The organism is Helicobacter macacae MIT 99-5501, from assembly GCF_000507845.1.
In the GTDB taxonomy this organism is placed as follows: domain Bacteria; phylum Campylobacterota; class Campylobacteria; order Campylobacterales; family Helicobacteraceae; genus Helicobacter_B; species Helicobacter_B macacae.
Genome location: NZ_KI669454.1, coordinates 1,613,966 through 1,636,176 on the forward strand (window position 1 = coordinate 1,613,966; position 22,211 = coordinate 1,636,176).

A 22,211-nucleotide genomic window follows, 5' to 3' on the forward strand; every position below is an offset into this window, starting at 1 on the left:
TTAGATTTTGCTAGATTTTGCCAAACTAAGTTTTAGCAGAATTTATAAACTAAATTTTGTGTGCTAGATTTTTTAGCAAGCAGAATTACATAGATTTAGTATATGTATGCCAAATTTTTGTTACAATATGTGGTTACAAGAGATAGGCTTAGACAATCGCTACAAATGCCAAAAATACCAAAAAGGACAAATATGCCAGAATTTAGCACAAAACTTGATATAGACTCCCAACTACTACTAGAAACGCCCAAAATGGTGCGCGTAATCTTGCTAAATGACAACTACACAGAAATGGAATTTGTCGTAGAAATACTCCAAAACATCTACTCCAAAAGCCGTGATGAAGCTATCGCTATCACACTAGAAATCCACAAAAACGGCAAGGCAATCGGTGGAATCTACCCTTATGACATAGGCGAAGTCAAAGTCCAAGAAACCATAAAAGCCGCCAAAGAAGCGCAATTCCCTCTCAAAGCCTACGCAGAATCTATTGAGTAAAATAGCCAAACCAAATCCCAACAAAATCCAAGAAAGAGAATCAAAAATGCCATTTTCAAACCCACCTTTTAGAGCCCAGCCTATTTTTACTGATACGCTAAGTGAAATTATTGATTACTCCGTGCGGGTAGCAAGAGAGCTTCACCACGAGTATTTAACCATTGAGCATATATTTTTGGGGCTTATCGTGCATAAAAAAAGCAAAGAGTTTTTGGAAGCCTGTGGGGCAAACACTGCCCAGCTTGAATCCCACATAAAAGACTATATCATAAGGTATATTCCAAGCAATGAAAAAATTTCACTGCCTAAGCAAACGCCTGCTTTGGGGCGAGTGTTTTCTCAAATGGTGCGCCACGCGGATACTTCAGGGGCAAATGTCGTAGAATTTTGGGATTTTTTGGCATTTGCTATGGAGGAGCAAGATAGCTATTGTGCGAGATTGCTAAAAAGCCTGCAAGTCGCTAGGCTTGATATTTTAGAAAATATCCCAAGTTTTAGCGATTTTGATAAGCAAAATGCCGAAAATATGCGAGCAGATTTTGGCTCACAGCCTAGCTTTGAAGCAGGCGTAGCATTTACGAAGAACAAATCAAAAAGCACACTTACAAAATCCTCACTTGATGGCTTTTCTAAAAATCTAAACTCCCTTGCAAAGCAGGGCAAAATCGACCCACTAATCGGGCGAGATAGCGAGCTAGAGCGCATTTGCGAGATTCTTTGCAGGCGCAAAAAAAATAACCCAATCCTGCTAGGTGAGCCCGGCGTTGGCAAAACCGCCATTGTCGAGGGGCTAGCCCTAGCCATTGAGCAAAACAAAGTCCCCCAAAAGCTACAAAACGCCACGATTTACGCGCTTGATTTGGGTGCGCTTGTCGCAGGAAGCAAGTATAGAGGGGATTTTGAAAAACGACTAAAAGCAATCATAGCCGAGCTAGAAGAGAGAGAAAATGTCATCGTTTTTATTGATGAGATTCATACCTTAGTCGGTGCGGGTGCGACTTCGGGGGGTAGTATGGATGCTTCAAACCTGCTAAAACCAGCCCTTGCAAATGGCAATATCCGCTGCATCGGTGCTAGCACTTTTAGCGAATACAAAACAAGCATTGACAAAGACAAAGCATTATCACGCAGATTTTGTGCTATCGACATAAAAGAGCCAAGCCTAGATTCTTGCTTAGAGATTTTACACTCACTAAAGCCACTTTATGAGGAATTTCACGCGCTAAAGTATGATGATGAAGCACTTGAAGCGTGCTTAGAGCTAGCAAATCGATATATACACGATAAGTTTTTGCCTGATAAGGCGATTGATTTACTAGATGAAGTGGGAGCAAGATTTGCACTAGGTGGCTACTCTGCAGGAAATGAAAGTTTGGATTTGTCAAAAGACAATAACGCCCTAAAAAATCCAAAAAACTTGCAAGCCCAAACTACAAACATCAAAATCGCAAACAAAGTTGTGGGGCTAAAAGAATCCACAAAACTAACACAATCTATCAAATCCAAAACCCCAAAGCACTCCGCAAAACCCACCATAATCGTTACCAAAAAAGATGTCGAAGAAGTAGTAAGCAAAACCTATCATATCCCCAAATCCCAAGTAAATGCAGATGAGCGCAACGCCCTAAAAAGCCTTGATAAGCGACTAAAAAAGCGCATTTATGCCCAAGATGAAGCCATAGACAAAGTCGTCCGTGCTATCAAAATCGCCAAAGCAAACCTAAAAGAGCCAAACCACCCCATAGGTAGCTTTCTTTTTAGCGGTCCTAGTGGTGTGGGCAAAACAGAGCTAGCAAAAGAGCTAGCCTCGCATTTGGGAATGGCATTTGTGCGATTTGATATGAGTGAGTATTCTCAAGCCCACAGCGTAGCCACCCTCATCGGTGCACCTGCAGGATATGTGGGCTATGAAAATGGCGGAATCCTCGTAGATAAAATCCGCAAAAATCCGCATTGTGTCCTTGTCCTAGATGAAATAGAAAAAGCACATAGCGATATTTATAATATCCTCTTACAAGTGATGGACAATGCCACTCTTACGGACAATATGGGCAATATCGCACGGTTTAATAACTCTATTTTGATTCTCACTTCAAATGCAGGGAGCAAAGAGGGCAATGCTATTGGATTTGGCGCGGATAATTCCGCTCGCATAAGCGGTGCGCTAAAAGATATTTTTAGCCCAGAGTTTCGAGGCAGGCTTGATGGAGCGATTCACTTCAATCCACTTAGCAAAGCAGAATTTAGAAAAATAGCGCAAAAAATATTTAGCGATATAAACGAGTCGCTAAAGAGTCGCGGGATAAAAATCACGCTTGATTGCAGTGCACTAAATCGCCTAAGTGAGAGCAGTGGGGAGAGTGCGCTAGGTGCTAGAGAGATAAAAAAGACGATTGATAGTGAGATAAAGGCAAACTTAAGCGAGATTATCATTAGTGGCAAGCTAGATAAAGGTGGCGAAGTGCTTGTAAGTTTTGCTAAAGGCGAATTTGTATTATCACTGAAGTAAGTCCCACTTAAGCGCACTATGTTGAAATGTGCTTAGAATGGGGCTTAGAATTTAGAAGTGTGTTGAAAATGTGCCTAGCATTCTAGCTGCATACGCAATAGCGAGAACCCAAGCTCAAAAGTATCAAACCCATCACTTTGCATAAAATGCCCTCCCTTTGGCTCGCACACAAATGTCGCTTCGATATTTTGAGCTAGATTTTGGCTTAGCTCACAAGGCACGATTTCATCATCTTTTGCAGCGATAATGATACGAGAGCGAGCAGTAGAGATGATACTACCATACTCTAGCTCGCCATTTGTGAAGCTATCTAGCTGCGGAAGTGATGGAAGCGGAGCGCAAAAGCCCGATACAAGCAGGATTCCACCGAGTTTTTGTGAATCTTTTTTCAGCGTTTGGACATAGCGCAGTGTGGTAATCGTCCCCAAACTATGAGCGACAAAAAAAGTATTTGTATCTGCTACGCCCACATTGTCCTTTATGCACTCTAGCCATTGTGTTAGGGTTGGCATTTGTGGATTTGGCATAGCCAAAATCTCTGCCCTCGCCCCTAGATTTTCTACCTTCTTTCTTAGCCACACAAACCAATGCTTACGCGGGTGTGCGTCAAATCCGTGAATGATAAATACGCGCTTTTGCTGATTCTCTGCGGATTTCATTTGACACTACTTATTTAGTGTTGATTTGGTTTTGATTTGGCATTTGGCTAGATTCCACACTAGAATCTACATTAGAGGGATTTTCTAGCACTTGCTTTATTGTTTTTATCTCACGGCTTATTTGCGCAGTGGCAGTGATTTGATTTAGCAGTATATAGATATTTATCATTAGTAGCACCACTGAAGCCATACCGATAAATATCACGATTTTCATCGCCCTACGAGCGATACATATAGCTAGTTGGCTATCACTAGAGGTGCTAGAAGTGTTTTTGCGAGTTTCTTGCAAAGTGTTTTGTGTATTTTGTGTATCCATAAATATGCGCCTTTTTTAGAGTATTTTTTGATTTCTAGTCTAAAGCAACAATCTTGCCAAAACCCCACACAAAAACCAAAAAAGCTAGATTCTAGCAAAACCATTGTCTTATACATCTCACACAAGCCCTATAAGATTTTTTGCCCTCTCATAAGTGGCTTTGGCTATGGGGCGGACTTTGTCCGCGCTAGATTCCAAAACCTGCTTTATATAGCCCTTTTCGCGCATTATTTCATCATATTTTTCCCTAATAGGACGCAAGGACTCTACTAGCAAATCTCCTAGCCTAGACTTTAGCTCGCCATAGCCCTTGCCTGCGAACTCCGCTTCTATCACCTCTCTACTTTGCTCACTAAAAATCTCATACATACATAGCAAATTATAAAGCCCCAAGCGATTCTCATCAAACACGATTTCACGCGCAGAATCTGTCGTAGCTTTTTTGATTTTGCGCGTGATGACTTCAGGGCTATCAAGCAAAAATATCGCGTGATTTTCGCCCTTTTGGGATTTGCTCATTTTTATTTGAGGATTATCAAGTCCCATTATTTTTGCACCGACTTTTTGAATAAGTGGATTTGGGATTTTGAAGCACTCGCCATAGTCGCGATTAAATTTTTGCGCGACATTGCGGGTAAGCTCTAAATGCTGCTTTTGGTCTTGCCCCACAGGGACGAAATCCACCTCATAGAGCAAAATATCTGCCGCCATAAGCGCAGGGTAGTTAAAAAGCCCAACGCTTGCTTTTTGTGCACTAGATTTCGCGCTTTTGTCTTTGAACTGCGTCATTCGCCCCATATCGCCCATAGAAATATTACAATCCAAAATCCACGCTAGCGCAGGGTGATAATCAATCGCGCTTTGGACAAAAAGTGCGGATTTTTGCGTATCTATCCCGCAAGCTAGTAGCATAGCAGCTAGTTTATAAGTGCTAGATTCTAGCTCTTTTGGGCTATGGGGCATCGTGATAGAGTGAGAATTGGCGATAAAAAAGATATTTTCATACTCATCTTGGGAATCTACCCAATTTTTCACTGCACCCAAATAATTTCCTAGATGAATCTCTCCTGTGGGCTGTATGCCCGAAAAAACGCGCTTTTTTGCGCTTAAGTTTTTGACAGATTTGGTGTTTGAGGGCAAATCTGTGGGGGCTTTTGCCAAAGATTTTGTCTGTGGATTTTTGCTAGCAGAATCTTTTTTGTGCATCATTATCCTTTTTGTTGATTTTCTTAAGATTTGTCAAATTTAGGCTTACCAAGTTTGCGCAAACAAAGTGCATAAAAAAGTGCATAAAATGGAAAAAACCTCATATAAGGTTATTTTAAGCGCATTATATCGTTTTTTAGAAATCGTTAATCTTTTAAAGGATATAATGCGGGCTTATTCCAAAACAAAGGATTCAAAATGAGGAATGTAGTAAAAATGTCAGCTAACCTAGTTCTTGGGCTAGTATTTGGATTTATCGCGTTGCTAGGCTTTGTGGGCTGTGGCGACAAAGGCGGACTACAAGGGATAAAAAACGATGCAGGCGTAGCAGCAGAATTTGATGGCGCACCTGATTGGGTTACGGGCGATTCTGGGCTACTTGCTGCCACAGGCAGTGCCAAAATCAAAAACAACAATCTTAGCTTTGCCACTACCCAAGCAGAAGCAGCTGCTCGCACAAAACTCGCAGGGCAAATCAACACCCAAGTAGAAAGCAAGTATAGAGAGCTAACCACAAGTGGCGAAGACAGCGTAAACCAAGAAGCAGTCCAAGCCATACGCCAAAGCGTAAATGAGTCCCTAGCTGGCTCTCGCGTGGTAAATAAATGGGTAAGCAAAACAGGAAATCTATATGTGCTTATCAAAATCGAAAAACTTGACACACGACTTTTAGAAGAAAATCTACAAAAAGCAAAAGGTGTAAATCAAGCCGCCGCCAAAAAGCTAGCTCAAACCGTTGATGAACTAATCGATGGCGAAAAAGCAAAAAGCCAAGAGCTAAACGCTCAATAACTTTTAAGCCAAAAGCACCAAAATCTTAAAGTAATTTTGCTTAGGATTTTGCGTGTTTGACTTTGTCCGCTTTAAGATTGCATTTTAAGCATTTGGGTTAGATTCTAGCCCAAATGCTTTTTTTATGTTTTACGCATTTTGATTCTGCTTTTTTCTTTTTATCATCTCTATCTTTTTAAGTGCTAAAATGACACACATTATCTTACTTCAGCCTAGAATCCCCCAAAACACAGGAAATATCGGCAGGCTTTGCGTAGCAGCGCAAGCCAAGCTACACCTTATCCACCCATTAGGATTCCACCTAGATGACAAATACCTAAAACGCGCAGGAATGGACTATTGGGAGCATTTGGACTTAAAAGAGTGGGATTGTGTGGAGGATTTTTGGGAGTGCTACCCGCTTGATTGCAATCATTATTTTTTCAGCACAAAAGCAAAAAAGATTTTTTATGAAGCACGATTCCAAAAGGAATGCTTTTTGTATTTCGGTAGAGAAGATGCAGGAATCGATGAAGTGATTTTGCAAGACAATGAAGAAAAAACTTTCAAAATCCCTATGTCGCCAAAAGCACGAAGCCTAAACCTCGCCACAACCGTAGGCATAGCACTCTATGAAGCTATAAGGCAAAATGGCTTGCAACAATAAACCACCCCATACTTTAGACAAAAACACAAGTGAGAAAAAATGCCAAACCAAAAAACCAACATATTTCTACCATACAGCACACAGCTAATTGATAAGCGCGACATAAAGCGCGTAAAATCCGCACTAAAATCCCCGCTTTTGACACAGGGCGAGCTATGCGAGGAGTTTGAGGGCAAAATCGCCAAATACATAGGAGCAAAATACGCGCTTTGCTTTAATTCTGCGACTTCCGCGCTGTATTGCGCGTATCGTTGCGCCTTTAAGCAAGGGCAAAGTGTGATAACCACGCCAAATAGCTTTGTGGCTACGGCAAATATGCTCCTTGCGTGCGGGTGCAAGCCCATATTTGCTGATATTTTAGATGATGGCAACATAAGCGTAGAATCCATAAAATCCCTGCTAACAACAAAAATCAAAAACACCACAGACAATAATGCAAAAGCGCAAAATATCGCAGGAATCGTAAGCGTGGATTTCGCAGGCAAAAGTGTAGAAGCAAAATCAATAAAATCCATTGCCAAAGCGCACAATCTAGCCTTTGTCTCTGATAGCTCTCACGCCTTTGGTGGCGAGCTAGATGGGCGCAAAATCGGCACTTTTGCAGATGTGAGTATTTTTAGCTTTCACGCCATAAAGCCTATCACAACCGCAGAGGGCGGAGCGATTATCACAAACGATAAATCTATCTATGAGAGAGCAAAACTTTTGCGCTCACACGGGCTTAGCAAGATTTCACTTTGGGATAGTGAGGTGCAAGATTTTGGGTTTAATTTCCGCTTAAACGAATTGCAAGCCGCACTAGGACTATCACAGCTAGAAAAAATCGATGAGTTTCTAGACAAGCGAGAAAAAATCGCTAAAATCTATGATGAGGCTTTTTATGAAAATCCAAAATTTGCCAAAGAATACTTTACCCCCACCCACGCGCAAAATCCTCCAAATATCAAAAGCACAAATCATCTCTACCCTATCTTATTGTCAAATAAGCTAATCCCACACAAAGAAGCGATTTTTAGGGCATTGCAAGCAAGGGGGCTGGGTGTGCAGGTGCATTATAAGCCGATTTTTGATTATGAGCTGTTTAGAGATTGTGTGCGAGATGGACAAACAAAACAACACCAAGCAAAAAGCCAAGCAAGACACAAAGCAAGGCAATGGTATGAAGCTGAAATCTCTATCCCACTTCATCAAGCGATGAGCAAAAAAGACATAAAATACTGCATAAAATCCGTTCTAGAAGTGTTTAGAAATGCGTATAGATAGTGATATTTTTTAAGCAAAACTAGATTTTGCTTTTTTTATAAAAGTTTTTGCAAAAAAGATTTTGCTAGCAAAAATGCGTAGCAAAATCTTAAAAAATAGCTTTTAGATTTTTTCACTTTTACTTTGCTTTTTATGCTTTGCTTTTTTGCACGCTTTACTTGCCTTGCACCTTTTAGAATTATTGCTTTGTTTGGCTTAAAACTCCCATTTACCTGCGATATAGTAGCTTCTCCCCTCCCCTGCTAGATAAGTCCTAGTATTTGTAGTTGTTTGCCCTCTAGCCGAGCTAGAGCTACTTTGATAAGCGACATAAAAGCTATCATACACATTTCGCACGCCCGCACTTATGCTAAATCCATTATAAGCGTAAGTAAATCCTATATCCCCTAGCACATATCCTCCACGATTCATTAGCGCGTAGTTGTTATCCACTTGTTGTCCATAGTAGCTGTTGTTATAAAAAATATTTAGAGAATGCTTGCCTACTTTTATAGCTTGCACATTTGCTAGCAAACTTACCTTCACTATTGGCACATAAGGGATTTGCTTGCCCTCTTGGCTTGCATCACTCGCACCTATGGCATTGGCATTAAACATAGCAGTTTCATCTCTCCCCTTTAGCACATTTGAGTAGTTAAAATTTATCGATTCTTGCAAACTCAAAATCTTATCAAAAAGTCGCTGTTTGCCCACAAACTCAAAGCCAAATCGTTGCGTCTCGCCAAGATTAAAAAAATTTCTTACAGCAGTTTGATAGATATAGCGGATTTCATTAAATGAGTGCGTATAATACGCACTTGCAGAAAAGCTAGAAAACAAAAACTCATCTCTCCACCCTATCTCACCTGTGAAATACTGCTCTGGCTTAATGTTTGATTTTGCAAATTCTTTTGAAGTATTACTTGTGCTAATTGCGTTTATAATCTGTGCGACACTAGGGCTAATAAACCCTATCTCGCCTTTGGCATATACAGTTCCCGCCTCGCCGTAGTGAAATGCTGGAGTGATTTCAGCTGCATAGTTTGCCTTAATATCTTGGCGTGAGCCCACACTGCTTACAATGTTGGTAGGTGGAATAGCAAATCTTGTAACCGCAGTTCTATCCACATCATAATATACCACTTCCCCTCTTGCACCACCTGTGAGTGAGAAATATTTACTCGGCATAAACGAATCTAGCAAATACACTCCACCACTATATCTCACTCCCTCACGCTTATCGCTACTTCCGCTATTTGCGCTACTGATTTCGACATTATTATCTAGCCCTACATAGAGTTTATTATTTTTGGTGCTATGCTTTAGCTTTAGAAACACACCTGCGTTGTGATTGCTATTTGTGCCTGTGATATTTGCATTTGCAATCGTTGGGTCGCCTGAAATTTCAGGGAAAGCAAAATCACTAAATGAATAAAATCCAAGTGCGCTAAAGCCCAAATGCTGACTAAAATCTGCGCTATATTTCAAAGAAGCCTGCACCAAATCCTGCATAACAACGCCATTTAAAGTAGCTTGCGTGGGTGTGCTATATCGCTCTTGCTTCATTGCAGAGATAGATTTTTCTTGTGTGCCGTTTATAAATTTATTATTATAGCCTGCAAAAAATTGATAAGATTTTGCATAGTTCGCACTAAAATCTAGCTTGTGTTTTTCGCTGATTTGGTATGAGGCTTGCAAAGAAGCATAAGCATTTTTGGTGTATTCTCTCGGGCGCAAGCCATTTTTGTAGGCATAAGATACATTTGCACTTATGAATGCTTTGTCCTTGATATTATAGCCTCCACCTACGCTTGCTTTGCCGCTTAGAGCTTCTTTTGCTTCGTATGCCACTCCCTCTAGGCTGACCCTGCCATAATTTTTGCTAGGCTTTTTGGTAATGATATTTACCACACCACCGCGTGTGCCACTACCATATAGCACAGAGCCACCACCCGCAAGCACTTCTATGGACTCTATGTCGTTAATGTCTATGAGATTAAATGGATTTGCTCCATTTAGCGAAAAGCCATTGCGGCTCGCGCCATAGCCTGTGTCGTTTATATTGATTGGCACGCCATTTATGTATGTTTTTACAGATTTGATTGCATCTAAGCCCTGCCCTCGAATGTCGATTTGTCTTTGCCCATTTGCACTGGGGGTAAGCGTGATAGAGGCTTGGTGTGAGAGGGCTTGCTCTAAGTCTGCATATCCTTTGTTTGCCAAGTCCTCCTTATTGATAAAAATAGCATTTTCTCTATTCATTTCTCGCTTTGGTGCGCTAGCACTTACTCTCCCCAAATCTTTTGCTTCTAAGTTTTTGTAGCTTGCTTGGGTATCTAAATCATCTTGTGTGTTTTGACTAGAGTGATTGCTTGAAGTGCTTTGAGGAGATAAATCCTGCGAAGTGCTTGCGGGATTTGTAGTGGTTGTAGCGTTTGTAGTAGTTGTGGTGTTTGTGTTATTTGTGGTGTCTAACGCGGAATCGATTTTATCCCTAGATTTCACGCTTTGTGGCTCTTTGGATTCTAGGCTAGTTTGCGCTAGGATTACTCTCTCTCTCTCTCTCTCGTTGTCTGCATTTAGCTCTACTGAAATAGCACTTTGAGATAGCAGCATAGTAGCCAAAGTCGCGCTCAAAGTCGCACTAATGTGGGTATGCCTTTTCATTTTTATTCCTTTTGCAAGATTTTTTTGTGGGTAGGTTTTATTTTTTATTAAAAGCGATTTTTATTTCGCTTAAATAAAAATAGCGCATTATAATACAAAAAAATAATAATAAAATAAAAATGCGCTTAATTCTTAAAAATTCTCAAAAATAGCATCATAATAAGAGTGCCTATAAAAATTTCAAAATAAGTTTTTACTCTAAACAATGCTTGATTTAATCCCACAGCTTTAAATCAAAATCTATTTTGTGGGACAAATATTTATTTCAAACTCGTTTATCAAAACCGCTTAATGATTTTTGGCAAATTGCTATATCTTAAAAAAAGTTTGGAAAGTGCTTGGAAAATATTTGAGGGGTATTTGGAGTTTTTTTGCTGATTTTAGGGATTTTTCAAGGATTTTTTGGTAGGATTTTGGTTTTTATTTCATAAGATTTTGGCGTAGTTTTAGCTTAAGTATCAAGCATAAAAAGGGGTGTTAGCTCAGTTGGGAGAGCGCAACGCTGGCAGCGTTGAGGTCAGGGGTTCGAACCCCCTACACTCCACCATTTTTTGCCACTATTTTTATTACCACCATTTATTCTCTTGTAGCCTTTTGTTTTTCTTACAAAACCTCATTTATTCTTTTTTACAACCTTTTTGCAAAATCACTTCTTAAAGCACATAGTCGCCAAATCTTTTTTAATGTGTTTTTTTTTACATATTTTTTTGCACGCCAAATTTTTATATGAATTTTTTTTTTATAAGTTTGAGAAAGTATTGAAGTATTTATAAAAATATTTTCAATGATTCTACCAAGCCCAACTTAAAATCTAAGATTCTTGCTAGTAGATAAAACACTAGCAAGTAATTTTGTGATTTTTTGTGCTTTTTGCTAGATTCCCCCTCCTTGCGCAACATTGATTTTTAGCACCGAGCAAATTCTCACTCCACGCGTGCCACCTCACAATTACAGCACAAACAAATCACTAAATTCATTAAAATTCATATTAAGCAGGTTTTTATCATTCTCAAACGCGCTTAAAATCATCTCGCACTGCTTTGGCGAAAATCTAGTCGCTAGATTTGTCCTAAACTTCGCTTCAAGCACGGGGATTCCCTCTTTGCGTCTGCGCTTATGCCCGATTGGGTATTCTACCTCGACTTTTTGCGTGCTAGAGCCGTCTTTGAAAAATACTTGCACGGCGTTTGCGATACTGCGCTTATCGGCTTCCAAATACTCGCGTGTGTATCGCTCATCGACTTCTACCACCATTTTTGCGCGTAGCTCATCGATTTGCTTATCGCTCGCTACGCTGTCCTCATAGTCATCAGCCACAAGTCGCCCAAAGATAAGCGGCACGGCAACCATATATTGTATGCAGTGGTCTCTATCCGCGGGGTTTGCTAGCTCGCCTACTTTGTTGATGATTCGGTGTCCAGATTCTTGAGTGGTGATGATGATTTTATCAATCTCATCTAGTCTATCTTTGACTTCGTTATGCAAACTTAGCGCGGCTTCTACGGCAGTTTGCGCGTGAAATTCCGCAGGGAAGCTGATTTTGAAAAGCACATTTTCCATTACATAGCTACCAAATTCTTGCGGGATTGTGAGCTTTTGCCCTTTCATTTTGACATCGTGGTATCCCCAAAAGCTCGCAGTTAGTGCGCTTGGATAGCCCATTTCGCCCGTTTTTGCTTTGAGTGCCAAATCCACTCCCCTAGAGCTCGCATCGCCTGCAGCCCAGCTTTTGCGTGAGCCTGTGTTTGGCGCGTGGCGATAAGTGCGAAGCGCACCACCATCAATAAATGCGTGCGAGACAGCGTTGCGGATTTCGTTAAAATCACAGCCCAAAAGTTTTGCTGCTACTGCTGTGCTAGCGATACGCACAAGTAGCACGTGGTCTAGCCCCACTTTGTTAAAGCAGTTCTCTAGTGCAAGCACGCCTTGAATCTCGTGCGCTTTTATCATCGCTTGTAGCACGCAAGAGACTTTGAGTGCTTCTTTGCCCTCGCTTATGTTTTTGCGACTTACATAGTCTGCCACTGCCCAGATTGCGCCTAGATTATCGCTTGGGTGTCCCCACTCTGCAGCTAGCCAAGTATCATTGAAATCTAGCCAGCGCACCATTGCCCCGACATTAAACGCCGCGCGAATAGGCTCTAGCTGATAGCTTGTGCCCGGCACCTTGCTCCCTAGCGGGCGAAACTCCGCGCCCTCCACGCTTGGTCCTAGTAGCTTTGTGCAAGCAGGATACTTTAGTGCCAAAATCCCGCACCCTATCGTATCCATTAGGCAGTATTTTGCCGTTTCTATCGCTACATCACTCTTTGCTACAAACTCATCAGCGTATTTTGCGATTTTGGTTAGTAGCTCATCAAATTCAGGTCGTTTTGCCTCTAGTATTCCCATATCGTTACTCATTGTGTTCTCCTTTGGTTTAAGTTTAAGTTTTGATTACGCGTTTTTAAGTCTAGATTCTAGAATCTAGACTTGTGAGCTTAGCGATTTTTAAGCTCTACAAAGCCACGAGGTGGCACGCCTATATACTCACTGCTAGGGCGGATAATTTTGTTATTTGCCCTTTGCTCTTTTATGTGCGCAGTCCAGCCAGAAACCCTACTCATTATAAAAATGGGCGTGAAGTATTCTGTGGGGATTCCCATAAAGTGATATGCCGAAGCACTATAAAAATCCGCATTTGGTGGCAAGTTTGGCTTTTTTTCTTTCATTAGTGATTCGATTGCTTCGCTCACTTTGAATAAAAGCGTGTCGCCTCCTAGCTTCTTGCTCCACTCTTTGATAAGCGCGTTTCGCGGGTCGCCACCTGCGCCATAGATTCTATGTCCAAATCCCATTAGCAACTGCTTTGTCTCTAGCTTGTGATTTACGCCAGCTATGGCTTCATCTACGCTAGAGAAGCTCTCTATGAGGTGCATTGCTGCTTCATTTGCCCCACCGTGAAGCGGTCCTCTTAGCGCACCGATAGCCGCTGCCACCGCGCTAAAAATATCACTTCGTGTGGAAGCACAAATCCTAGCTGTAAAAGTCGAGGCGTTAAACTCGTGCTCGGCGTAGAGGATAAGCGAGCAGTGCATAGCCTTGATAAACTCGCTTGGCGGATTTTCCCCCTTTAGCTTTTCTAAAAAATACCCCGCGATAGAATCTTGATTGCTTGCAAAATCAATTTCCTTGCCCTTATACACAAAGTTGTGCCAAAAGCATAGCACGCTAGGTAGCACGCCAAGCAAGCGGATAATCTTGCTATCTTGGTCGCTAAAATCCTCGCTCTCTCCCTCTAGCGCACCAAGTGTCGCCACCGCGCTTTGCATAAGGTTCATAGGATGCACGCCTTTTGGGATTTGCTTTAGGACTTCTTTTAGCTCTTTTGGTAGCCCTCTTTGCGCGGCGATTTTAGATTTGTATTCAGCAAGTTTGTTTGCATTTGGTAGCTCGCCAAACTGCAACAAATACGCCACTTCCTCAAACTCACAATGATGAGCCAAATCCTCGATAGCATAGCCATAGTAATTTAGCCCATTTCCTAGCCCGCAGGTGCATATCGCGCTTTGTCCAGCGATGATTCCTGCTAAGCCGCCACTTTTTTTACTCGCTTCACTTTTACTCATTGTTACTCTCCTTTTTTATGATTTATGTGGATTTGTCTTACGCAACGCTATTTTTTAAACAACTCATCAAGTTTGTTTTCATACGTATAATAATCAAGCATTGCATAAAGCTCCTCACGCGTTTCCATTATATCAAGCACATCTTTTTGATGCCCATTTGCCAAAATCGACTTATACACGGTATTTGCCGCCTTGCTCATCGCACGATTTGCCGAGAGAGGATAGAGCACCATTGAGATTCCCGCACCCTTTAGCTCATCTGCGCTAAAGTAAGGCGTCTTGCCAAATTCTGTGATATTTGCTAGCACAGGGACTTTGACAGCTTTGACAAAGGCAGAATACTCCTCAAGTGTATGCACTGCTTCGGCAAATATCATCTCTGCTCCCGCTTCCACATAAGCCACAGCGCGCTCGATTGCTTTATCCTGTCCCTCGATAGCGTGCGCATCGGTGCGTGCCATAACGACAAATTCACTATCGATTTTGGCATCCATTGCAGCTTTTATCCTATCGCACATTTCTTGCGTGCTTACTAGCTCTTTGTTTGGGCGATGTCCGCAACGCTTTTGTGCGACTTGGTCTTCTATGTGCGTAGCGGCTGCACCTGCGCGGATTAGCTCTTTTATCGTGCGAGCAATATTAAACGCCCCACCAAAGCCCGTATCACAATCCACAAGCAGGGGCGTATCCACGCGCGAAGTGATTCTACGCACATCGATACAAAAATCCTCTAGCCCCACGATTCCCAAATCAGGTAGCCCATAGCTCACGCTTGCCACGCCCGAGCCAGAGATATAGATTGCCTTATGCCCGATTTTGGTGGCTTGCAGCGCGGAGTATGCGTTTGGTGTGCCTACGATTAGCAAAGGAGAATTTTCCTTTAATGCCTGCCTAAATCTCTTTCCTGCTGAAGTTATGTTACTCATTTTGAACTCCTTATTTTAAAATTTAAATTCTAGAAAATGCTTGATTTCGCGCTTAAAAATCTGCAAAACCCGCTCTTATCAAAAAACCTACTTCGCGCTTGGCTCTTCTTTTTTAGCCTCTTTTGGGTAGCCAAGTTTTGCGATTGCCTCCTTGCAACTATCAAGCACACTCACATCTTCGATAGTCGCAGGGATAGCGTATTCTACGCCATCAGCGATTTCTCGCAAAGTCTTGCGCAAGATTTTGCCACTTCGCGTTTTTGGCAGGGCATTTACCACCGCTGCGGTTTTAAATGACGCTACCGCGCCGATTTCGTGGCGCACAAGAGAAACCACGCCATCTACGATTCCCTTGTGGTCGCGCTCGATTCCTTGCTTTAGCACGATAAAGCCAAATGGAATCTCGCCCTTTAGCTCATCATTCACGCCGATTACCGCGCATTCTGCGACATCGGGGTGCTTAGAGATGACTTCCTCCATTTCGCCTGTGGATAGTCTGTGCCCAGCGACATTGATTATGCCGTCCATTCGCCCTAGCACATAGACATAGCCGTCTTTGTCGATATAGCCTGTGTCGCCTGTGAGGTAGTAGCCTTTGAAATGCTCCAAATAGCCCTTGCGATACCGCTCCTCATTTTCCCAGATTCCCATTAGGCACGCAGGCGGAAGCGGTAGCTTAATACACAGCGCACCTTTTTTGCCCGCTTTTAGCTCTTTGCCATCTTCGCCTAGCACTTTTAGATTAAACCCCGGTGTAGGCTTAGTAGGGCTTCCGGGCTTGACAGGCATAGGGTCTAGCCCCATAGGATTTGCCGCTATCGCCCAGCCTGTCTCTGTCTGCCACCAATTATCAATCACAGGCTTGCCTGTAACCTTTGCAATCCACTTTAGCGTATCGCTATCGCACCGCTCGCCCGCGACAAAAATACTTCGCAAGCTATCAAGGTTGTATTTTTTGGCTAGCTCGCCTTTAGAATCTTCTCGCTTAATCGCACGAAATGCCGTAGGCGCGGAAAACAAAATATTGACTTTGTATTCATCGATGATTCTCCAAAAGCTCGCAGGATTTGGCGTGCGCACGGGCTTGCCCTCATAGACAATCGTAGTGCAACCATTCATAAGTGGCGCATACACGATATATGAGTGTCCAACCACCCAGCCTACATCAGAAGCAGTGAAAAAGACATCGCCCTCTTTGGCGTTATAGATATTATCCATACTCCACTTCATCGCCACAGAATGCCCACCATTTGAGCGGATAACGCCCTTTGGCGTGCCTGTCGTGCCCGAAGTGTAGAGGATATAAAGCGGGTCGGTTGCGAGCACAGGCACAGGCTCTACGGGGTGGGTTTTCTCCTCCTCCACTTCCCAATCGACATCTCTCCAAGGAAGCATACTTGCCTTATACTGCGGTCGTTGCCACACGATACAAGTAGTGGGCTTATGTTGGGATTTTTTGATTGCTTCATCTAAGATAGGCTTATACTCAATGATATTGCTTACCTCGATTCCACAGCTTGCTGTCATTATCACGCGGGGCTTTGCGTCCTCTATCCTCATCGCTAGCTCGTGGGAGGCAAACCCCCCAAACACCACGCTATGAATCGCCCCAAGCCTCGCACACGCAAGCATAGCAATCACTGCCTCTGGAATCATCGGCATATAGATGATGACTCTATCGCCTTTGACTACGCCTTTGTTTGCCAAAATCCCCGCTGTCTTTGCCACCCTATCGCGTAGCTGCTTGTAGGTGTATTTTTTCTTTGTGTCTGTTACGGGGGAGTCATAGATGAGGGCTAGCTGGTCGCCTCTGCCGTGATGAATGTGCAAGTCAAGCGCGTTGTAGCAGGTATTCATACAGCCCCCTACAAACCACCTATAATGCTCGCCACTATCATCAAGCACATTGTCCCATTCATTATACCAATGCACTTTTTGGGCTGCCTCTGCCCAAAAAGCCTCTGGATTTTCTATTGACCGTTTGTATGTTTCATCATAAATTATTCCCATATTTTTACCTCCTAAAAGTTGTTGTTAGGGAAATTCCATTATAAACGATTTCATACACAATCTAGGCACAATCCACACAAAAAGAGAATCAAATTTTTGGGACAATACGCACAAAAGATTTGGAAAAAACTTAAAAAAACGACTACTTTTTACAAAAATGCGCAAAAATTGTGCAATAATCTTGTATAGTTTCATAAGAATTTTTAACCCAAAAGCCAAAATCTAACCAAAAAAACACCCAAAAAAGTGTTACAAAAAGTAAAAAGCCTAAAATTTTTTGCAAAATCTATGAAAAATCCATAGACAACAACAAAAAAAAGTAACAAAAACGCTTCACAAAAATCATTTGCAAGATTTATAAAATGTTGCAAGAAAAAGGAAAGATAATGCTAGATTTTACACAACGATTACAAAAAATGTTTGCTCGCTCTGGTTTGAGTGTGAGCAAGTTTGCCACTATGGTGCAAAAAGATAGACGCACTGTGGCTAGCTGGATAGAGGGAAATGCCAAAAAAGAGCTAAACATACATATTAGAAATGCTATCTCAAAAGCGTTGCGCTACCCAAAAAAAATATGGGAATGCGATGAAAAAGAGTTTTATGAATTGTTAGATTCTGCAAGCGTGAGTGAGATAAGTATCATTGATGAGAGCTATTGCGCTGGGGTAAAATATATCTATGAAAACGAAAATGAGGGTTCGCTAATCATTCACCCATCTTTCCCAAATCCTGCGTATAGGGATTTCATAGTCCCCCTTGTGTATAAAAAAAGCAATGATGAGCTAACAGAATCCTACCGCAGAAGACGCGGGGAAAAAATGCGAGATTATTCATTTAACGCTAGTGAGTGGTATTCGATAAAATCTTTGCTAGAGTTTTGCTTCTCGCCTATTGGCAATTTTTATACCAAAGACCAAAAAATACAGATTTTATCCCTTATGATAGATATTTTCCGTGATAATCTAAACAAATCACTATATTTCTTTGATTCATATAGCCAAAAAATCTATGGGCTTGATATTTTCTACACCTCTATAAATACCAAAACCCAAACAATGTTTTTTAAAGCCCCTATGGAATCAATGATAGTAGAAGTGCGCAACTCTGAACTTATCAAAAAACTCCACCGACACTACACAAATGCCAAAGAATGCCCTCCACATATCGCACCGCGAGATGCAGTAATGGTGCTAGAAATGCTACTAGAGTGCCTAGAAAATGATTTATCTTTGCAAGAGACTTGCGCTTATGTGGATAGAAATAGCAAGTATGGAGAGCTATTTTTCCGCACGATAAATGTGGATTAGTCAAATTATCGCGCCACATTATTACCGCTTAAATACAAAATCATAAACGCAAAAATCGTTTTAAGACAACTCTATTTTTTGCTTTTTTTTGGCTTTTTGGCTTTTTACGAGATTCCACTAAAACAACATAAAAGATATATAAATTCAAATACTTTGTCAAATATTTGCGTATTTTTGGGTGTTTTTACCAAAAATCCCTTAAATTCTATTAAAAAGAGTTTTTTTATGTCGATTCTAGCCTAGTCAAAGGCAAGGATGCCTTTAGACTAATCCCAAAAAGGAGTTTCACAATGGCTTTTCAAATTAACACGAATGTCATGGCACTAAATGCCCATGTGCAAGGTGTAGGAACACAATGGAATCTCAAGAACTCTCTTGAGAAACTAAGCTCAGGTCTTCGTATCAATAAGGCAGCTGATGATGCTTCTGGTATGATTATTGCGGACTCTTTGCGCACTCAAGCAAGCGCGCTAGGACAAGCTATCCAAAACACAAACGAGGGTATGGGTATTATCCAAATCGCTGATAAAGCGATGGACGAAATGCTTAAAATCCTTGACACTGTGAAAACCAAAGCTATCCAAGCAGCCCAAGATGGACAAACTTCCGTTTCTCGTAAGGCAATCCAAAACGACATTATCCGCTTGGTGCAAGGTCTAGATATGGTGGGTAACACTACCGCTTACAACGGACAAGCTCTTTTGTCTGGTCAATGGACTAACAAAGAATTCCAAGTAGGTGCGTATTCTAACCAATCTATCAAAGCCTCTATCGGTGCGACTACTTCTGACAAAATCGGGCAAGTTCGCCTTGAGACAGGTGCGATGATTACCGCTTCTGGTGAAGTGGCTATCAAATTCCGCCAAGTCGATGGTGTCAATGATGTCCAGCTAGAATCTGTCAAAATCTCTCACACTGCAGGCACAGGGCTAGGAAACCTAGCAGAAGTCATCAACAAAACTGCTGATAAAACAGGTATCCGCGCTAATGCTGTCGTGCTTTCTACCTCCGACCAAGAAATCCAAGCAGGTGAAATGCTAGGCGTTGTCATCAATGGATTTTCACTAGGCGACATCAAAGGTATCAAGCAAGCTGATAGCGATGGAAGACTAGTCCAAGCATTTAACGCTGCAACTGCTGAAACAGGTGTGGAAGCATTTGCTGACAATGAAGGACGACTAAACTTGCGCTCTATTGATGGACGCGGTATCGTGCTTCAAGCTGGCACTCCTGTGGGTGGCGGTAAGCAAACAGGTGGTCCAAAAGCTATCGAAAAGATGAACGGACAAGTCCTAACAGGACCGGGTTCTGTGAATTATGGTAGATTGGCACTTGTGCGACAAGACTCTCGCGATATCCTTGTATCTGGGACAGGTAACCTTGCTTCCACAGGATATGCAGCTGGACAAGCCGTAGCTGAAACAGTTGTAAACCTACGCGATGTGCTAGGGCTATTTAAAGAAGACGCTCGCTCTGCTGCTGGTGCAAACGAAAACAACGCGGCTGTGGCAAGAAATCAAGTGCTAGGTGCTGGTGTAACAACCTTAAGAGGTGCTATGGTGGTTATCGACATAGCAGACTCTGCGACAAAGACACTTGACAAAATCCGCGCTGACTTGGGTTCTGTGCAAGGGCAAATGATTGCAACTGTAAATAACATCTCCACTACACAAGTGAATGTAAAAGCAGCTGAAAGTGGAATCCGCGAAGTGGATTTCGCTAGAGAATCAACAGAGTTCAACAAGTGGACGATTCTCGCACAATCTGGTAGTTACGCGCTAAGCCAAGCAAACGCAGCACAACAAAATCTACTAAGGCTTCTCTCTTAAATAGATTTTGGGGCTAAGATTTTCCCAAAGGATAAGTCTTAGCTTTGGGCTTTTTAGCTAGCCTTGTGCTTGTCTTTAGATTTTCGGCAGATTCTCTAGGGATAGGCTTAAAGGCTAGCTTTTTTATTGCCCAAATCCGCCACGATTTTAAAAACTTAAAAACACAAAATCCCACCCTAAAATATTCTTACAAAAACTCAAGCCCAAAAACTTCCCACAAAAATCCCCACACAAAAAAACCTCGCAAAAAATATACAAACAAACTTCTTGCAAAACTTTCCCAAACATATTCCAAAATCTATTATAATTGTGCCATTTCACTACTTCCATAAGGAGCGACCAAATGGCAAAATCTGCTAAAACCACCACAAAAAGCACCAAAAAATCCATAAAAAAAGTAGTCCTTGCTTATTCGGGCGGACTTGACACAAGCGTGATACTCAAATGGCTAAGCGATGAGTATGGCTGCGAAGTCATCACTTTCACCGCAGATATAGGGCAAGGCGAGGAAGTCTCTCCTGCTAGAGCAAAAGCCATAAAGCTAGGAATCAAGCCAAAAAATATCTTTATTGAGGATTTGCGCGAAGAGTTTATCGCTGATTTTGTGTTTCCTATGTTTCGTGCAAATGCGATATATGAGGGCGAATATTTGCTAGGCACGAGTATCGCTCGCCCCCTTATCGCCAAGCGACTTGTAGAAATTGCTCGCAAAGTCGGTGCAGACGCCATAGCACACGGCGCGACAGGCAAAGGCAACGACCAAGTGCGCTTCGAGCTAGGGGCTTACGCGCTAAACCCAGATATAAAAGTCATAGCCCCGTGGCGTGAGTGGAATCTAAACAGCCGAGAAAAGCTCCTAGCCTACGCAGCCAAGCACCAAATCCCTATCGAAAAAAAGAAAAATGCCTCGCCCTACTCAATGGATGCAAATCTATTGCACATAAGCTATGAGGGGCAAAATCTAGAAAACCCAAGTCAAGCACCAAAAGATGATATGTGGCGTTGGAGTGTCAGCCCCAAAAACGCCCCAGACAAATCCCAAATCATCACTATTGATTTTGTAAATGGCGATGGCATAGCAATCGATGGCAAAAAGCTAAGTCCTGCGAAATTTTGGAGCAAGCTAAATGAACTAGGTAGCAAGCACGGAATCGGGCGACTTGACTTGGTGGAAAATCGCTTTGTGGGTATGAAATCACGCGGCTGCTATGAAACCCCCGCAGGCACAATCTACCTAAAAGCCCACCGCGCAATAGAATCTCTAACCCTAGATAGAGAAGTCGCCCACCTAAAAGATGAGATAATGCCAAGATATGCAAGCCTTATTTATAATGGATTTTGGTTTAGCGATGAGAGACGCGCACTCCAAGCCCTAATCGACTACACCCAAAAGCGCGTAAGCGGACGCGTGCGCGTAGAGCTATACAAAGGCAATGTAATCATTCTAGGCAGAGAGTCAAACAACTCGCTATTTAACGCTGCGTATAGCACATTTGAAGAAGACAGCGTATATGACCAAAAAGACGCCGCAGGATTTATCAAGCTAAATGCACTACGCTTCATCATCGCAGGAAAAGCAGATAAATCAAACACAAACAAAGCAAAATCTAGAAAGACACGCAAAAAGTCTTAAGCCACCACAAAGGCTAAATTAGCAAGGCTAGGCAGAAAATCATCTTTGCCAAGCCTTTTTACACCTTTTACACTGCTTGCGTTATTGTGCGCTTAGTGCTTGTGCGACAAACTATATCCCTTGCAAGCCACAGGCATAAGCCCACCCGCATAAAGTCGGCAAAGCAAGGCGCATAAATGTGCTATATTTCTGGGGCTACACTACTATCAAAGCAACCAAAAATGACGGCATAGAGGACATTAGCACGGTGGATTTTATCTCAAGTGAAATCAAACATATCTACACCAAGCGCACTGCGATAATCTCGGAGGAATAGTTGGTAGTCGTTTTAGCAAATCCGCTAGGCAAATGTCTTTTATCATT

The 22,211-nt window shown here is 42.2% G+C and carries 18 protein-coding genes and 1 tRNA gene; 11 read left to right on the forward strand and 8 right to left on the reverse strand.

Annotation, left to right across the window (positions count from 1 at the left end):
• Positions 1–192: 192 nt before the first annotated feature.
• Positions 193–498, forward strand: a complete 306-nt coding sequence (locus tag HMPREF2086_RS07225; RefSeq protein WP_023928130.1) for an ATP-dependent Clp protease adaptor ClpS — start codon at positions 193–195, stop codon at positions 496–498.
• A complete protein-coding gene (locus HMPREF2086_RS07230; protein ID WP_084330326.1) occupies positions 491–3,007 on the forward strand; it encodes an AAA family ATPase in 2,517 nt (838 codons plus the stop codon). The genes HMPREF2086_RS07225 and HMPREF2086_RS07230 overlap by 8 nt, the downstream gene beginning before the upstream one ends.
• Before the next feature lie 74 nt (positions 3,008–3,081).
• Here HMPREF2086_RS07230 and HMPREF2086_RS07235 read toward each other — a convergent pair whose 3' ends face one another.
• The 3 genes from HMPREF2086_RS07235 to trpS all read right to left on the reverse strand — a co-directional run bounded on the left by HMPREF2086_RS07235 (position 3,082) and on the right by trpS (position 5,188).
• Positions 3,082–3,666, reverse strand: a complete 585-nt coding sequence (locus HMPREF2086_RS07235) for an RBBP9/YdeN family alpha/beta hydrolase (protein WP_023928132.1) — start codon at positions 3,664–3,666, stop codon at positions 3,082–3,084.
• Between the two features lie 10 nt (positions 3,667–3,676).
• Positions 3,677–3,982: a DUF5408 family protein gene (locus HMPREF2086_RS12475; protein ID WP_023928133.1), complete on the reverse strand. Its 306-nt coding sequence runs from the start codon at positions 3,980–3,982 to the stop codon at positions 3,677–3,679.
• 117 nt (positions 3,983–4,099) lie between these two features.
• The gene (gene trpS / locus HMPREF2086_RS07245) at positions 4,100–5,188 is read right to left on the reverse strand and encodes a tryptophan--tRNA ligase (protein WP_023928134.1); all 1,089 of its coding nucleotides are present in this window, start codon (positions 5,186–5,188) and stop codon (positions 4,100–4,102) included.
• A gap of 198 nt (positions 5,189–5,386) precedes the next feature.
• On the opposite strand from trpS, the gene HMPREF2086_RS10915 reads away from it, so the two are divergent.
• The 3 genes from HMPREF2086_RS10915 (at position 5,387) to pseC (ending at position 7,889) form a co-directional block, all read left to right on the forward strand.
• The gene (locus HMPREF2086_RS10915; RefSeq protein WP_023928135.1) at positions 5,387–5,980 is read left to right on the forward strand and encodes an LPP20 family lipoprotein; all 594 of its coding nucleotides are present in this window, start codon (positions 5,387–5,389) and stop codon (positions 5,978–5,980) included.
• Positions 5,981–6,167: 187 nt separating this feature from the next.
• Positions 6,168–6,626 (forward strand): tRNA (cytidine(34)-2'-O)-methyltransferase, encoded by a 459-nt coding sequence (locus HMPREF2086_RS07260; protein WP_023928136.1) that lies wholly within the window; start codon positions 6,168–6,170, stop codon positions 6,624–6,626.
• 39 nt (positions 6,627–6,665) lie between these two features.
• On the forward strand, positions 6,666–7,889 hold the full coding sequence (gene pseC / locus HMPREF2086_RS07265) for a UDP-4-amino-4,6-dideoxy-N-acetyl-beta-L-altrosamine transaminase (protein WP_023928137.1): 1,224 nt from the start codon (positions 6,666–6,668) through the stop codon (positions 7,887–7,889).
• A gap of 195 nt (positions 7,890–8,084) precedes the next feature.
• Here pseC and HMPREF2086_RS07270 read toward each other — a convergent pair whose 3' ends face one another.
• The gene (locus HMPREF2086_RS07270) at positions 8,085–10,535 is read right to left on the reverse strand and encodes a TonB-dependent receptor (protein ID WP_023928138.1); all 2,451 of its coding nucleotides are present in this window, start codon (positions 10,533–10,535) and stop codon (positions 8,085–8,087) included.
• Positions 10,536–11,006: 471 nt separating this feature from the next.
• On the opposite strand from HMPREF2086_RS07270, the gene HMPREF2086_RS07275 reads away from it, so the two are divergent.
• Positions 11,007–11,082: transfer RNA gene (locus tag HMPREF2086_RS07275), tRNA-Ala, on the forward strand.
• A gap of 401 nt (positions 11,083–11,483) precedes the next feature.
• On the opposite strand, the gene prpD is transcribed toward HMPREF2086_RS07275, so the two are convergent.
• The 4 genes from prpD to HMPREF2086_RS07300 all read right to left on the reverse strand — a co-directional run bounded on the left by prpD (position 11,484) and on the right by HMPREF2086_RS07300 (position 17,079).
• On the reverse strand, positions 11,484–12,938 hold the full coding sequence (prpD, locus tag HMPREF2086_RS07285; protein WP_023928139.1) for a 2-methylcitrate dehydratase: 1,455 nt from the start codon (positions 12,936–12,938) through the stop codon (positions 11,484–11,486).
• A gap of 77 nt (positions 12,939–13,015) precedes the next feature.
• Entirely contained in the window at positions 13,016–14,143 is a 1,128-nt protein-coding gene (locus HMPREF2086_RS07290; RefSeq protein WP_023928140.1) for a citrate/2-methylcitrate synthase, read from the reverse strand.
• 47 nt (positions 14,144–14,190) lie between these two features.
• On the reverse strand, positions 14,191–15,069 hold the full coding sequence (gene prpB / locus HMPREF2086_RS07295; RefSeq protein WP_023928141.1) for a methylisocitrate lyase: 879 nt from the start codon (positions 15,067–15,069) through the stop codon (positions 14,191–14,193).
• Between the two features lie 87 nt (positions 15,070–15,156).
• On the reverse strand, positions 15,157–17,079 hold the full coding sequence (locus tag HMPREF2086_RS07300) for a propionyl-CoA synthetase (protein ID WP_023928142.1): 1,923 nt from the start codon (positions 17,077–17,079) through the stop codon (positions 15,157–15,159).
• Between the two features lie 386 nt (positions 17,080–17,465).
• Here HMPREF2086_RS07300 and HMPREF2086_RS07305 point away from each other — a divergent pair, with 386 nt between their 5' ends.
• From HMPREF2086_RS07305 to HMPREF2086_RS11640, 5 genes are all read left to right on the forward strand, one after another.
• Positions 17,466–18,386 carry a hypothetical protein gene (locus tag HMPREF2086_RS07305; protein WP_023928143.1) on the forward strand — a complete coding sequence of 307 codons (921 nt, stop codon included), beginning with the start codon at positions 17,466–17,468 and terminating at the stop codon, positions 18,384–18,386.
• Between the two features lie 290 nt (positions 18,387–18,676).
• A complete protein-coding gene (locus HMPREF2086_RS07310) occupies positions 18,677–20,215 on the forward strand; it encodes a flagellin A (protein ID WP_023928144.1) in 1,539 nt (512 codons plus the stop codon).
• Positions 20,216–20,259: 44 nt separating this feature from the next.
• Positions 20,260–20,547 (forward strand): hypothetical protein, encoded by a 288-nt coding sequence (locus tag HMPREF2086_RS07315; protein ID WP_034560466.1) that lies wholly within the window; start codon positions 20,260–20,262, stop codon positions 20,545–20,547.
• An 11-nt stretch (positions 20,548–20,558) separates the two neighbouring features.
• Positions 20,559–21,848, forward strand: coding sequence for an argininosuccinate synthase (locus HMPREF2086_RS07320; RefSeq protein ID WP_023928145.1), 1,290 nt, complete (start codon positions 20,559–20,561; stop codon positions 21,846–21,848).
• 178 nt (positions 21,849–22,026) lie between these two features.
• Complete coding sequence (locus HMPREF2086_RS11640; protein ID WP_156921323.1) at positions 22,027–22,164, forward strand: hypothetical protein; 138 nt, start codon at positions 22,027–22,029, stop codon at positions 22,162–22,164.
• Positions 22,165–22,211 lie beyond the last annotated feature (47 nt).

Coding starts and splice junctions, on each gene's coding strand:
- HMPREF2086_RS07320 (WP_023928145.1), top strand. CDS start 20,559: ATGGCAAAATCTGCTAAAACCACCACAAAAAGCACCAAAAAATCCATA.
- HMPREF2086_RS07290 (WP_023928140.1), bottom strand. CDS start 14,143: ATGAGTAAAAGTGAAGCGAGTAAAAAAAGTGGCGGCTTAGCAGGAATC.
- pseC (WP_023928137.1), top strand. CDS start 6,666: ATGCCAAACCAAAAAACCAACATATTTCTACCATACAGCACACAGCTA.
- HMPREF2086_RS07225 (WP_023928130.1), top strand. CDS start 193: ATGCCAGAATTTAGCACAAAACTTGATATAGACTCCCAACTACTACTA.
- prpB (WP_023928141.1), bottom strand. CDS start 15,069: ATGAGTAACATAACTTCAGCAGGAAAGAGATTTAGGCAGGCATTAAAG.
- HMPREF2086_RS10915 (WP_023928135.1), top strand. CDS start 5,387: ATGAGGAATGTAGTAAAAATGTCAGCTAACCTAGTTCTTGGGCTAGTA.
- prpD (WP_023928139.1), bottom strand. CDS start 12,938: ATGAGTAACGATATGGGAATACTAGAGGCAAAACGACCTGAATTTGAT.
- HMPREF2086_RS12475 (WP_023928133.1), bottom strand. CDS start 3,982: ATGGATACACAAAATACACAAAACACTTTGCAAGAAACTCGCAAAAAC.
- HMPREF2086_RS07235 (WP_023928132.1), bottom strand. CDS start 3,666: ATGAAATCCGCAGAGAATCAGCAAAAGCGCGTATTTATCATTCACGGA.
- HMPREF2086_RS07310 (WP_023928144.1), top strand. CDS start 18,677: ATGGCTTTTCAAATTAACACGAATGTCATGGCACTAAATGCCCATGTG.
- HMPREF2086_RS07300 (WP_023928142.1), bottom strand. CDS start 17,079: ATGGGAATAATTTATGATGAAACATACAAACGGTCAATAGAAAATCCA.
- HMPREF2086_RS07305 (WP_023928143.1), top strand. CDS start 17,466: ATGCTAGATTTTACACAACGATTACAAAAAATGTTTGCTCGCTCTGGT.
- HMPREF2086_RS07270 (WP_023928138.1), bottom strand. CDS start 10,535: ATGAAAAGGCATACCCACATTAGTGCGACTTTGAGCGCGACTTTGGCT.
- trpS (WP_023928134.1), bottom strand. CDS start 5,188: ATGCACAAAAAAGATTCTGCTAGCAAAAATCCACAGACAAAATCTTTG.
- HMPREF2086_RS07260 (WP_023928136.1), top strand. CDS start 6,168: ATGACACACATTATCTTACTTCAGCCTAGAATCCCCCAAAACACAGGA.